Here is a 12200-nt window from a genome sequence, read left to right on the forward strand (position 1 = left end):
ATCCAGTACGCCGCGGCCTCTCGATTGAACCACAATCGTCTCGGAGTACTGGATCGCCCGGTCAAGCCGGGCGATGACACCGTTGTTGTGATGAGAGCGCTTCGCGCCTCCTCACCCTGAGGATTGGGGGACCTTGATTTCCTCACGCGTTTCCTCAAAGTCGCGCGTCATGACAAACATGCCTTTCTTCACCCGCGACGGCGATACATTCCATCCGACGGAAGTGGCCAACGGTCCCTGGGATCCGAAATCGCTGCACGGACGCGTCATCGTCGGCCTGCTCGGCTTCGCCATCGAGGAGCGCCATTCCGGCCCGGAATTCGTCCCGGCGCGGCTCACGGTCGACATGTTTCGGCTGCCGACCATCGACAAGCCGATCGAGGTGACGACGCGGCTGGTGCGCGACGGACTACGCATTCGCGTGGTCGAGGCCGAATTTGTCTCCGGCGGCGTCAGCATGGCGCGTGCCTCGTGCCAGCTGCTGCGCAAAACGCAGAATCCGGACGGCAACGTCTGGTCGCCGCCGAACTGGGACGTGCCGAAGCCGGACGACATTCCCAAGCCCACCGATCCCAGGCTCGGCATGAACGGCAAATGGACGACGCGGCCGATCGTCGGCCATATGGGCTCGCTCGGTCCGCGCCGGCTCTGGATGAGCGAGGTGCGCGAGCTCGTGGCCGGCGTGCCGATGACGCCGTTCGTCCATGTCGCTGTCGGCGCCGATTTCGCCAGCCCCTTTGCCAACGCCGGCGACAAGGGGCTCGGCTACATCAACAGCGACGTCACGATCTATCTGCATCGGCTGCCAGTGACGAACTGGATCGGCTTCGACGTGGTCAATCACCAGGCGACCGATGGTGTCGCGATCGGCGAATGCTGGCTCTACGACGAGCAAGGCCCGATCGGCACCGCCACGGTCGCAGCACTGGCGCAGCGCAAGCCGATGGCGAATCCGTCGAAGCGGTAGTCGTTACTGTCATTCCGGGGCGCGCGCCAAGTGGCACGCCCCGGAATGACAAGAGGAGAGGGGCCGCGCGGCTACGCCAGATGCCGCTTCATCTCCGGCCGCGCTTTCAGCTCAGCACCCTGCTTGCCGACGATCTTCGCAATCCGTTCCGGCGCAAACTTCAGATCGACGAACGCCGGCGCGGTGTTGGCGACCTCGTGATAGCTCACGATCCTGCCGTCGCGCAGCGTCATGATCGCGACGCCCTCGAACATCGCCCGCGCGCCGTTCGCTTCGGCCAAGGTCGAGCGATAGCTGAAGGTGTAGCGCGCATAGAGCGTGGTGCCGTCGGTGACGGGATCATGCATGTCCCAGCGGAAATCGGTCGCCGTGCGATAGAACCAGTCGTCGACCATCGCTGCGATCTTTTCGCGGCCTTCGAAGGCGCCGTAGAAGACGTCGTGATAGACGCCGTCCTCGGTGAAGAGATCCGCGAAGGCTTTTCCGTTACGCTGTTCGACGGCGTCGCAAAAGGTGCGCAGCATGGCAGTGGCGGTCATTGGCATTTCTCCCATTCTCGCTCTTCGTCATGCCCCGGCTTGACCGGGGCATCCAGTACGCCGCGGCTTCTCGGCTAAAGCACGATGGCCTCTGGAATACTGGATCGCCCGATCAAGTCGGGCGATGACACCGAATGTTGGGCGGCAGTCTCACCCGATCTCGGCCACCGCGGCAAGAATGCGGGCGATATCTTGCGGACGGGAGAGGCGGTGATCGCCGTCCTGGATCATGGTGAGCACGACGTCGTCGGCCGGCAGGCGATGCGTCAGCGCGAATGCGTGCTGCCAGGGCACATCCGGATCCTGCGCGCCCTGGAGGATGCGGACGGGACAGCCGAGATCGATGGCGCTGCCGAGCAGCAAATGATTGCGGCCCTCCTCGATCAGATTCCGCGTGATCGGATAGGGCGAGCCATCGCCATAGTCCGACGGCCGCAGCCAGAAGCCCTTGGTCTCGATTTCTTTCTTCACCGCAGGCGAAAAATTCTTCCACATCAGCTCCTCGGTGAAGTCGGGCGCCGGCGCGATCAGCACCAGGCCCGCAAGCGACGCTTTACTGGCCCGCTTCCTGATCTCGCGCGCGAGCAGCAGCGCCATCCAGCCGCCCATGGAGGAACCGATCAGAACCTGCGGGCCGTCGCAGAACCGCTCGAACACCGCCACGCTGTCCTCGAGCCAGCTTCCGATGGTTCCATCGGCGAACTCGCCGCCGGATTCGCCATGGCCGGAGTAGTCGAACCGGACCGCGGCGCGGCCGTGGTCCGCGGCCCAGGCATCCAGCGCCACGGCCTTGCTGCCCTGCATGTCCGACTTGAACCCGCCGAGCCAGACCAGTCCGGGTCCGCGACCGGCGCGGCTGCGCACCGCGATCCTGCGTGCGGACGGTCCCTCGCCCACATCGATGAAGCCGAGCACGGCTTCGGGAATTGCATTGCTCATGGAACGTTTACTCTGGTTGTTCGGTTTGAGCTGTCTGGATGCGTTCCGAGGCCCAGCCCAGCATCGCTATTGCCCTTTGGGACGCTTGCGGAACAGAAGCAAGGTGTCTATGTCCTGCAGCGTGCCCATGGGCGTGACCAAAATGCCTCGCATTTGAGGCTTTTTCGCCTCCCGCACGCGACTTGCTTGCCGGCAAACGCATCTTCCTTCAGACTAGCCGCCTCTTTCACAATTTTGGAGAACCACCCATTCGCCGTCCCAATAAAGCCCCGCCCGTTGCCAGCAAAGACGGGCCGCGCATCAATGATGATATTCGCAATGCGCAAATCCAGCTGATCGATCAGACCGGTGACAACAAGGGCACGGTCGAAACCGTCATGGCCATCCGTATGGCCCAGGAAGCTGGCATGGATCTGGTCGAGATTTCGCCGAATGTCAGCCCTCCCGTCTGCAAGATCATGGACTACGGGAAGTACAAGTATTCCGCCCAGAAAAAGGCCGCCGAAGCCCGCAAGCGGCAGAAGATCGTCGAGATCAAGGAGATCAAGCTCCGCCCGATGATCGACGACCACGATTACGACGTGAAGATGCGCGCGATGCAGCGGTTCTTCGAAGAAGGCGACAAGGTCAAGATCACGCTGCGCTATCGCGGCCGCGAAATGGCGCACCAGGAGATCGGCACCAAGCTTCTGGACAAGATCAAGAACGACGTCGCCGAGCTCGCCAAGGTCGAGCAGGATGCCAGGTTCGAGGGCCGTCAGGTCGTCATGGTGCTGGCGCCGCGCTGACGTCCGTTTTTCAGGACTGAGAGTTCAACGGCCCGTCCGGATTTCCGGCGGGCCGTTTGTGTATCAGGACCGGGTCGCATGCCAGATGCCGCTGCACCGGTCGCCGGAAATGATGCCGTTCCAGGAGCCTGCACCGGCCACCCCGCCGAGCCGGCCGCCTCCACTGGCGTGGGACGCGCCGACCGAGACCTGGACCGCGACGGCGCCGCCGCGACGAACCGTGCCGGAGACCCGGCCGCCGCCGGCGGATGACACCCGGCCGCCGGTGACGGTGAAGGGGACGCTGTAACCGGAACTGCAATTGCCCCGCGTGGTGGCGAAAGTGACATTCCAGATGCCGTCATAGCTGCCGATACGGGCGTCGGCGGTCGAGGGCAGCACGGCCGTGGCCAGCACGGCAAGCAGCGCCAGGCGGCGCGGGCGGGCGAGGTCCGTCAAGGACGAAAGCGATCGGGGAAAATGGGCCATTTTGGTCTTGCTCCAGGCGACATGGCTTGGACATATGGGTGGTAACTTCGAATAGTCGCCGGGCAGGTTTCGGCGGTTCAGCGTTGCCATTTGGCTTGTCCTCTGTCATAAGCCCAGCCTTCATCGCCCGGCTGATTAAGGGCTGCCGTGGCGGTGTCCGTGCGGGTTTCGCGCTTGTTCGTAAAACCTGAGCACAATCAACGCTCTAACGAGCATTTTTGACGGCCAGCCGCCTTCGCGGGCGGGTTTCTGTGGCCATTAGGAGAGCCAAATGCCCAAGCTGAAGACCAAATCGGGCGCTAAAAAGCGCTTCAAGGTGACTGCCACCGGCAAAGTGATGCACGCCCAGCGCGGCAAGCGTCACGGCATGATCAAGCGGACGAAGAAGCAGATCCGTCAGCTGCGCGGCACTCGCGTGCTGTTCAAGACCGACGGCGACAACGTCAAGAAGTACTTCTTGCCGAACGCCTGATCGCGTCCAAGATCGTCGAAGATCATTGCCACCTCCGCCGCGCTCGCGCGGCGATCCGAAAACCAAGTCATCTCTGAAGGATTTTGTCATGTCTCGCGTCAAACGCGGTGTGACCGCCCACGCCAAGCACAAGAAAGTCTACAAGGCCGCCAAGGGTTTCTATGGCCGCCGCAAGAACACCATCCGCGCCGCCAAGCCGGCCGTAGAAAAGGCCCAGCAGTACGCGTTCCGTGATCGCAAGCGCAAGAAGCGGACTTTCCGCGCGCTCTGGATCCAGCGTCTCAACGCCGCTGTGCGTCCGTTCGGCCTGACCTACAGCCGATTTATCGACGGTCTCGCCAAGTCGGGCATCACCGTGGACCGCAAGGTGCTGTCGGATCTCGCGATCCACGAGCCTGCGTCGTTCCAGGCGATCGCCGAGAAGGCCAAGGCTGCGCTGGCCGCCTAAGCGGCTGCTTCAGAGCAAGCCCAGCACTAATGGCCGGCTCCGCCGGCCTTCAGCGCACGTCGCGAGTAACGCTGGGCGACCTCCGCCCGGCAGAAGGCCGTGGCCGAGATATACATGGTGCCGGACTTGTTCCGGTACTTCCGGTCGCAGACCCGCAACTCGCGCTGATAGCTGAGCTTCTGCGGCGTTCTCAGCCGGCCGACAAAATCGGCCTCGCACTTCTTCTCGACCGCTTCGCCGAATTGCACGTCGCCGCTGGCGCCGTATGCGCAAGCATCGAACAGCGTCATGGCACGGTCGCAGCTCGGCGCCGCGTTCAGGACCGCGATGATGTCATCCATCGACGTCGATTTGGCCGGGCATTCCTCCGCGGCGTGAGCCGCGCTCCCCAAAAGAACCAAGCTCAAGCCGACCACCCAGGATCGTAAACGCATCGTCTTCTCCCTCGACTTCAGGTTGGTGCCAGCCATGCCTATAGGGTTCAAATGCCCTGCATTTACGACGGCTATACGGCTTGACGTTCCGGCCCGGCTGCGGCCACAACCGGCAGCGTTTTGAAAGGATCCGACCGTGTCCGACCTCGCCAGTCTCGTCCAATCCATCCTCGCGCAGATCAGTGCTGCCGGGGACGAAGCCGCCCTCGAAGCCGTCCGCGTCGCGTCCCTCGGCAAGAAGGGCTCGATCTCCGCCTTGCTTGCGACGCTCGGCAAGATGTCGCCGGACGAGCGCAAGACGCAAGGCGCCGCGATCAACCAGGCCAAGGACGAGGTCACCCAGGCCCTCGCCGCGCGGCGCGACGTGCTGAAGTCGGCGGCGCTCGATGCGCGGCTCGCATCCGAGACCATCGACGTCACCCTGCCGCTGCGCGATGCGCCGACTGAAGCCGGCCGCATCCATCCGCTGAGCCAGGTCTGGGACGAGTTGACGACGATCTTCGCCGACATGGGATTCTCGGTCGCGGAAGGCCCCGACATCGAGACCGACGACTACAACTTCACCAAGCTGAATTTCCCGGAAGGCCATCCCGCCCGCGAGATGCACGACACCTTCTTCTTCCATCCGAAGGAGGACGGCTCGCGCATGCTGCTGCGAACCCACACCTCGCCGGTGCAGGTGCGCACCATGCTGAGCCAGAAGCCGCCGATCCGCGTGATCTGCCCGGGCCGCACCTACCGCATCGATTCGGACGCGACCCACACGCCGCAATTCCACCAGGTCGAAGGCCTCGTCATCGACAAGCACTCGCATCTCGGCCACCTCAAATGGATCCTGCACGAGTTCTGCAAGGCGTTCTTCGAGGTCGATCACATCAACATGCGCTTCCGGCCGTCGTTCTTCCCGTTCACCGAGCCGTCGCTGGAAGTCGACATCCAGTGCCGCCGCGACAAGGGCGAGATCCGCTTCGGCGAGGGCGAGGACTGGCTCGAGATTCTCGGCTGCGGCATGGTGCATCCGAACGTGCTACGCGCCTGCGGCATCGATCCCGACGAGTACCAGGGCTTTGCCTGGGGCATGGGTATCGACCGCATCGCCATGCTGAAATACGGCATCGCCGATTTGCGCCAGCTGTTCGACAGCGACGTCCGCTGGCTGTCCCATTACGGCTTCAAGCCGCTCGAACTGCCGACGCTTGCGGGAGGACTGAGCTCGTGAAATTCACCCTCTCCTGGCTGAAGGATCATCTCGACACCGACGAGCCCCTGGAAAAGCTCGCCGACAAGCTCACTATGATCGGGCTCGAGGTCGAGAACATCGAGGACAAGGCGAAGGCGCTGAAGCCGTTCACCATCGCGAAGGTGATCTCGGCCGAGCAGCATCCGAATGCAGATCGCCTGCGCGTCTGCATGGTCGACACCGGCGATGGTGGCGCACCGGTGCAGGTCGTGTGCGGCGCGCCGAATGCGCGCACGGGCCTGGTCAGCGTGTTCTCGCCTCCGGGCACCTACATTCCCGGCAAGGACATCACGCTCGGTGTCGGCACCATCCGCGGCGTCGAGAGCCGCGGCATGCTGTGCTCGGCGGCCGAACTCCAGATCTCCAACGACCATGACGGCATCATGGAGCTGCCGGCGGATGCGCCGATCGGCGCGGCATACGCCGCATGGGCGGGCCTCGGCGATCCCGTGGTCGAGATCAATCTGACGCCGAACCGACAGGACTGCACCGGCGTGCACGGCATCGCCCGCGATCTTGCCGCGGCCGACATGGGCAAGTTCAAGGACCCCACGATCAAGCCGATCAAGGGTGAATTCCCGTGCCCCGTGAAGGTCGCGGTCGAGGACGCCACGCTGTGTCCGGGCTTCGCGTTGCGCCTGGTGCGCGGGGTGAAGAACGGGCCGTCGCCGGAATGGCTGCAGAAGCGGCTGACCGCGATCGGGCTGCGTCCGATCAATGCGCTGGTCGACATCACCAACTTCATGACCTACGACCGCGCGCGCCCGCTGCACGTGTTCGACGCCAAGAAGGTGAAGGGCAATCTCGTGGTGCGCCGCGCCCGCGACGGCGAGACGCTGCTGGCGCTCGACGGCCGCACCTACAATCTCGATCCCGCCATCTGCGTGATCGCGGACGAGCACGGCGTCGAATCGCTCGCCGGCATCATGGGCGGCGAAGCCTCGGGCTGCGACGAGAACACCACCGACGTGCTGATCGAATCGGCGCTGTGGAACGAGATCAACATCGCCCAGACCGGGCGCAAGCTCGGCATCAATTCGGACGCGCGCTACCGCTTCGAGCGCGGCGTCGATCCGGCCTTCATGGTGCCGGGACTGGAGCTCGCCACCAAGCTCGTGATGGAAATATGCGGCGGCGCGCCGTCCGAGAACGTCGTGGTCGGAAAGGCCTTCGGCGACGACCGGGTGATCGATTTTCCTGTTACCGAGGTCAAGCGGCTCTCCGGCATCGAGGTGCCGCAGCCGGAGATGAAGCGCATCCTGACCCATCTCGGCTTCATGATGGCCGGCCCGGGTCCGGTGGTGAAGATCGCGGTGCCCTCGTGGCGCACCGATGTGCATGGCAAGGCCGACATCGTCGAAGAGATCGTGCGCATCTACGGCGTCGACAAGGTGCCGATGACGCCGTTCGAGCGCGGCGAGGACGCGCGCAAGCCGGTGCTGACGCCGCTGCAGCTCCGCACCCGTCGCGCCAGGCGCGCACTCGCGAGCCGCGGCATCATCGAAGCGGTGACCTGGTCCTTCATCACGAAGTCTGCGGCAACCCTGTTCGGCGGCGGCCAGCGCGAGCTCGAAGTGGCCAACCCGATCGCCTCGGATCTCTCCGACATGCGGCCGACCCTGTTGGCGGGCCTGATCGCGGCGGCGCAGGCCAACGCCGATCGCGGCTTCGGCGATGTCGCGCTGTTCGAGGTCGGCCAGCTGTTCAAGGGCGACCGCCCGCAGGATCAGTTCATGGCGGCCAGCGGCGTTCGGCGCGGCTTTGCTTCGTCCGAAGGTCTGGGACGGCACTGGTCGGGTTCGGCGCAGGCCGAATTGTTCGACGCCAAGGCCGACGCGCTCGCGGTGCTTGCCGTTGCCGGTGCACCGATGCAGGCGCTGCAGATCGTCGCGGGCGGACCAGCCTGGTTGCATCCGGGGCGTTCCGGCACGATCCAGATCGGCCCGCAGAACGTGCTCGGCTATTTCGGCGAGATGCATCCGAGCGCGCTCGAGGCGCTCGGCGCCGACGGCCCGCTGATGGTGTTCGAGGTGATCCTCGACCGCATCCCCGAGGCGAAGAAGAAGCCGACCCGCGCCAAGCCCGTGATCGAGCTGTCGGCCTTCCAGCCGGTGTCGCGCGATTTCGCCTTCATCGTCGACCGCACCATCAAGGCCGGCGACATCGTTCGCGCCGCGCAAGGCGTCGACAAGAAGCTGATCACCGGCGTGAATGTCTTCGACGTCTACGAGGGCAAGGGCATCGATGACGGCAAGAAGTCGATCGCGATCGCCGTGACGATCCAGCCGCGCGAGAAGACGCTGACCGATCAGGAGATCGAGGCCGTCGCCGGGAAGATCGTGGCGGAAGTCACGAAGAAGACCGGCGGCGTCTTGCGCGGATGACCCTTGCGGATGTTCTTCCGAAGGACGTCAGCCTCACCGTTGCGATGGCGCTCTGCGCCGTCGCTTTCGTTTCGGGCACCGCGCGCGGCTTCTCCGGCTTCGGCTCGGCGCTGATCTTCATGCCGCTGGCGAGCAGCATCGCGGCGCCGCGTCTCGTTGCCGCGCTGCTCCTGGTGATCGATTTCGTCGCGGCCCTGCCGCTGCTGCCCGACGCGTGGCGGAAGGCGGACCGCAAGGCCACCGCGGTAATCGTGCTGGGCGCGCTGGTCGGCGTGCCGGTGGGCACCTATTTCCTCAGCGTGCTCGAGCCCGTCACCACGCGCTGGATCATCTCCTGCTTCGTCGCTGCGCTGTTGCTGCTGCTGCTGTCCGGCTGGCGCTATCGCGGCAAGGACCACGCCTGGCTCTCGGTCGGCATCGGCGGCCTCTCGGGCTTCTGTAGCGGTCTGGCGCAGACCGGCGGCCCGCCGATCGTCGGCTACTGGCTCGGCCGCCCCATCGCGCCGATCGTCGCGCGCGCCAATATCGTGCTGTTCTTCGGCGCGTCGGATTTCTTCTCGATGGTCAGCTACGCGACGACCGGCCTGATCTCACGCGAATCGCTGGTGCTGTCGCTGATCGTCGGCCCGGTCTATGCGATCGGCGTCGCGTTCGGTGCGTCGCTGTTCGGCCGCGCCAGCGAAAAAGTGTTTCGCGCGATTTGCTACGGTCTGATCGCGATGGCGGTGATCGCGGGGCTGCCGGTGCTGGACGGGATTTTGCGGTAACAATCTCCGCGGTCGTCCCTGCAAAAGCAGGGACCCATACCGTGTGATTTGTCGATAAGCGCAGGTGGCAGTACCGACCAAGGACCCCTAACTGCTAGCTTTCGCCAAACCACTCCCTGTGGTTATGGGTCCCCTGCGTTCGCAGGGACGACAGCGGAGTGTTTGGCGACTTAATTGTCCTACTGTCGAGGCGCGCGGCGCTTCTTCGTCGACTGCGTCGGCACGTCGGCCGACTCGTCCTTGAGCGCGCCGATCTTGCGCAAGGCCGCATCGGCTGCGCGCTCACCGCTTTCCCAGGCGCCGTCGACGGTGCCCCACAGCGTCTCGTGCGTGGCTTCGCCGGCGAGAAACATGTTGCCGATCGGCTCGGTCAGGATTTTTCGCGAGAGCTGCCCGCCGGGCGAGGCCGCCGACATCGCGCCCATCACGAAGGGCGAGGCGTTCCAGCGCGTCGCGGTGGTCTTCTGCACGGCGGCCGCCGCCTCGCTGCCGAACAGCTTCGTGATCCATTCCCTGGCGAAGGCGACCATCGCCTTCTCGCCCTGCTCGGAGAGATCGCGGCCGAACGAGCCGCCGACATCGATCGAACACAGTGAAGAGCCGCCGATATTGGCGAGCATCAGCGCCGTGCGCGTCGAATTGCTCTGCTCGATGAGGATGTCGTCGCGCGAGAGCCCCAGCGGATTACCCGGCAGTTGCAGCACAATGCGATCGTAGCTGCCGAGCGTGAGCTTCGACGCCGCATCGAGCGTGCGCTTGGGAATATCAGGCCCGAACTTGATCGCGCCCGACGTCAGCACGTTGGTCGAGACCGTGACGATGGCGGCGCGTGCGGCGATCCTGCCGGATGGCGTCTCCACGCTGACATCGCGATTGCTCCAGACAATCCTGCTCACCGGCGTCGCCAGCGCCACCGGCGCCTGTTCGCCGAGCCTGGTGATCAGGGTCCCCAGGCCCTGGCGGCAGGCGATCGCGGTGTTGCGGTCCTGCGCACGCGCCTTGTCGATCGCCGACAGCTCCTTGAGGTCTTTGCCCGCAAAGCTCGCACCGAGCACGAATTCGGCCGCACCGGCCCAGTCACCGAGATCCTTCGGCAGCACCGAGGCGCAGGCCGTATCGAGCTTGCCGCGTCCGGCCTCGTCGATGGCGCGGTTGGCGCGCACCAGCGCCGCCAGGAACTGTTCGGTCTCGCCCGCGCGCGCATTGCGGCGGCCGATACGCATCTTCTGGCCAGTCGGTGCCGGCAGGACGTCGAGCCCGGCACTGCGCGCCAGCCGGATCATCGGATTGGTCTCGGGATTGTGCATCCAGCGCGCGCCGCGATCGAACGGCACGTCGAAGGTCGTGCTGTCCGTGACGCAGCGGCCGCCGATCTGGGATGCCGCTTCCACGACCACGACCTTGCGGTTGGCCGCCATGATGCGCCGCGCCGCGGCAATTCCGGCCGCTCCCGCACCGATCACGACGATGTCGGCCTCGCGCGGCAGGGGTGCGGCAGTCGCGCGCAGGACCGGCATCGCGGCAAGAGCCGCCGACGCCGATAGGAAGCTGCGGCGCGTGATTGTCATGTCATGGTTTCCGGGAACTTGCGGCGAACGGGAACAGCCCGCGAACCTTGCTGCATCTGGTGTCGCACGGCAACCATCATGGTGAATCAATCGTGCTTGATCTCACAGAGTGATGAACCGAATTGCAACACGTTTCGACCATGATAGAGAAGGGAAAAAGACGGCCGGAAAAGGCCGTGGGGGGAGTTTGAAATGGGGACGGTTCTGGACTCAGTCGGCAAGCTGATTGCCGCGTACCTCTCGAAGGAGGTGCCGGGCTACGAGCCGTTCACGCCGAGCGACCCGGAGCACCTGCGCGGCGTCATCGAGCCCGGCGACGTGCTGCTAGTCGAGGGCAACAACCGCATCTCCGGCATCATCAAATATCTGACGCAATCGACCTGGTCCCATGCCGCGCTCTATGTTGGTCCGGTCGAGGGCGCCACGGAGCCCAATGGCGAGCCGCATGTGCTGATCGAGGCCAATATCGGCGAGGGCGTCACCTCGGCGCCGCTGTCGAAATATTTCCCGTATCACACCCGTGTCTGCCGCCCGGTCGGGCTGTCCTATGAGGACCGCACCACGGTCTGCCGCTATGCGATCAACCGCATCGGCTTCGGCTACGACACCAAGAACATCGTCGACCTGATGCGCTTCCTGTTCCCGCTGCCGATCCCGCAACGCTGGCGGCGGCGCATGATCTCGATCGGCTCGGGCGATCCGACAAAAATCATCTGCTCGGCGCTGATCGCGCAGGCCTTCGATGCCGTGCGCTATCCGATCCTGCCGAAGATCACCAAGGCCGGCAGCCGCGCCGCCCGCCGCGAGATCCTGCACATCCGCGATTCCTCGCTCTACATGCCCCGCGACTTCGACATCTCGCCCTATTTCGAAGTCGTCAAACCCACCATCGTGCACGGCTTCGACTACACCGCGCTGCACTGGGCCGACAAGCAGAAGCCGCTCGAGGAGGTAGCGGGCACATTCAGTGTGTTTCCAGAAACGCTCAGTGCGCCGCCGCTCGTTCCTGAGACGGTTGACGAAGAAGCGCCGACTGAAGTTCCGGCTGAAGAAGTGAGCGCGCAGCCCGCGGAGATGGGCGCCATCTGCTCCGAGCATTTTGTGCTGCTGAACGAACTGGCGATGTACCGCGCGCGGGGACGCGCGCAGGAGATGGCGGCGTAAGCATCGCGCCTGCCGTCGTTCC

13 protein-coding genes are annotated in these 12200 nt (G+C 64.7%); 8 read left to right on the forward strand and 5 right to left on the reverse strand.

All coding sequences use genetic code 11. The features are described from left to right. Window positions 1-169: 169 nt before the first annotated feature. Complete coding sequence (locus ACVJ5M_RS03890) at window positions 170-967, forward strand: acyl-CoA thioesterase domain-containing protein (RefSeq protein ID WP_028169709.1); 798 nt, start codon at window positions 170-172, stop codon at window positions 965-967. A 71-nt stretch (window positions 968-1038) separates the two neighbouring features. On the opposite strand, the gene ACVJ5M_RS03895 is transcribed toward ACVJ5M_RS03890, so the two are convergent. Together ACVJ5M_RS03895 and ACVJ5M_RS03900 are read right to left on the reverse strand one after the other, a co-directional pair. Beyond that, complete coding sequence (locus tag ACVJ5M_RS03895) at window positions 1039-1506, reverse strand: nuclear transport factor 2 family protein (RefSeq protein ID WP_014490871.1); 468 nt, start codon at window positions 1504-1506, stop codon at window positions 1039-1041. A gap of 150 nt (window positions 1507-1656) precedes the next feature. Further along, a complete protein-coding gene (locus tag ACVJ5M_RS03900; protein ID WP_063980222.1) occupies window positions 1657-2445 on the reverse strand; it encodes an alpha/beta hydrolase in 789 nt (262 codons plus the stop codon). A 248-nt stretch (window positions 2446-2693) separates the two neighbouring features. Between ACVJ5M_RS03900 and infC the strand changes: the two genes are divergently transcribed. Further along, the gene (gene infC / locus ACVJ5M_RS03905; RefSeq protein WP_071917037.1) at window positions 2694-3233 is read left to right on the forward strand and encodes a translation initiation factor IF-3; all 540 of its coding nucleotides are present in this window, start codon (window positions 2694-2696) and stop codon (window positions 3231-3233) included. Window positions 3234-3296: 63 nt separating this feature from the next. On the opposite strand, the gene ACVJ5M_RS03910 is transcribed toward infC, so the two are convergent. Beyond that, the gene (locus ACVJ5M_RS03910; protein WP_063980224.1) at window positions 3297-3701 is read right to left on the reverse strand and encodes a hypothetical protein; all 405 of its coding nucleotides are present in this window, start codon (window positions 3699-3701) and stop codon (window positions 3297-3299) included. 271 nt (window positions 3702-3972) lie between these two features. Between ACVJ5M_RS03910 and rpmI the strand changes: the two genes are divergently transcribed. Both rpmI and rplT read left to right on the forward strand, forming a co-directional pair. Further along, window positions 3973-4173: a 50S ribosomal protein L35 gene (gene rpmI, locus ACVJ5M_RS03915; RefSeq protein WP_008539890.1), complete on the forward strand. Its 201-nt coding sequence runs from the start codon at window positions 3973-3975 to the stop codon at window positions 4171-4173. A gap of 88 nt (window positions 4174-4261) precedes the next feature. Next, on the forward strand, window positions 4262-4621 hold the full coding sequence (gene rplT / locus ACVJ5M_RS03920) for a 50S ribosomal protein L20 (protein WP_014490867.1): 360 nt from the start codon (window positions 4262-4264) through the stop codon (window positions 4619-4621). Window positions 4622-4647: 26 nt separating this feature from the next. Here the strand turns inward: rplT and ACVJ5M_RS03925 are convergent, their stop codons facing one another. Then, entirely contained in the window at window positions 4648-5055 is a 408-nt protein-coding gene (locus ACVJ5M_RS03925) for a hypothetical protein (protein WP_063985967.1), read from the reverse strand. Between the two features lie 136 nt (window positions 5056-5191). On the opposite strand from ACVJ5M_RS03925, the gene pheS reads away from it, so the two are divergent. Genes pheS through ACVJ5M_RS03940 form a run of 3 tightly spaced genes read left to right on the forward strand, consistent with a single transcriptional unit; the run spans window position 5192 to window position 9446 of the window. After that, window positions 5192-6274 carry a phenylalanine--tRNA ligase subunit alpha gene (pheS, locus tag ACVJ5M_RS03930; RefSeq protein WP_063980225.1) on the forward strand — a complete coding sequence of 361 codons (1083 nt, stop codon included), beginning with the start codon at window positions 5192-5194 and terminating at the stop codon, window positions 6272-6274. After that, window positions 6271-8679: a phenylalanine--tRNA ligase subunit beta gene (gene pheT / locus ACVJ5M_RS03935; protein ID WP_063980226.1), complete on the forward strand. Its 2409-nt coding sequence runs from the start codon at window positions 6271-6273 to the stop codon at window positions 8677-8679. The genes pheS and pheT overlap by 4 nt, the downstream gene beginning before the upstream one ends. Beyond that, window positions 8676-9446, forward strand: coding sequence for a sulfite exporter TauE/SafE family protein (locus tag ACVJ5M_RS03940; protein WP_231143742.1), 771 nt, complete (start codon window positions 8676-8678; stop codon window positions 9444-9446). Before pheT ends, ACVJ5M_RS03940 begins: the two co-directional genes overlap by 4 nt. Window positions 9447-9625: 179 nt before the next feature. On the opposite strand, the gene ACVJ5M_RS03945 is transcribed toward ACVJ5M_RS03940, so the two are convergent. Then, on the reverse strand, window positions 9626-11014 hold the full coding sequence (locus tag ACVJ5M_RS03945) for a flavin monoamine oxidase family protein (RefSeq protein WP_063980227.1): 1389 nt from the start codon (window positions 11012-11014) through the stop codon (window positions 9626-9628). A gap of 192 nt (window positions 11015-11206) precedes the next feature. Between ACVJ5M_RS03945 and ACVJ5M_RS03950 the strand changes: the two genes are divergently transcribed. Continuing rightward, entirely contained in the window at window positions 11207-12178 is a 972-nt protein-coding gene (locus ACVJ5M_RS03950; protein ID WP_063980228.1) for a YiiX/YebB-like N1pC/P60 family cysteine hydrolase, read from the forward strand. The last annotated feature ends 22 nt before the right edge of the window (window positions 12179-12200 follow it).

The organism is Bradyrhizobium sp. S3.7.6 (assembly GCF_054061875.1).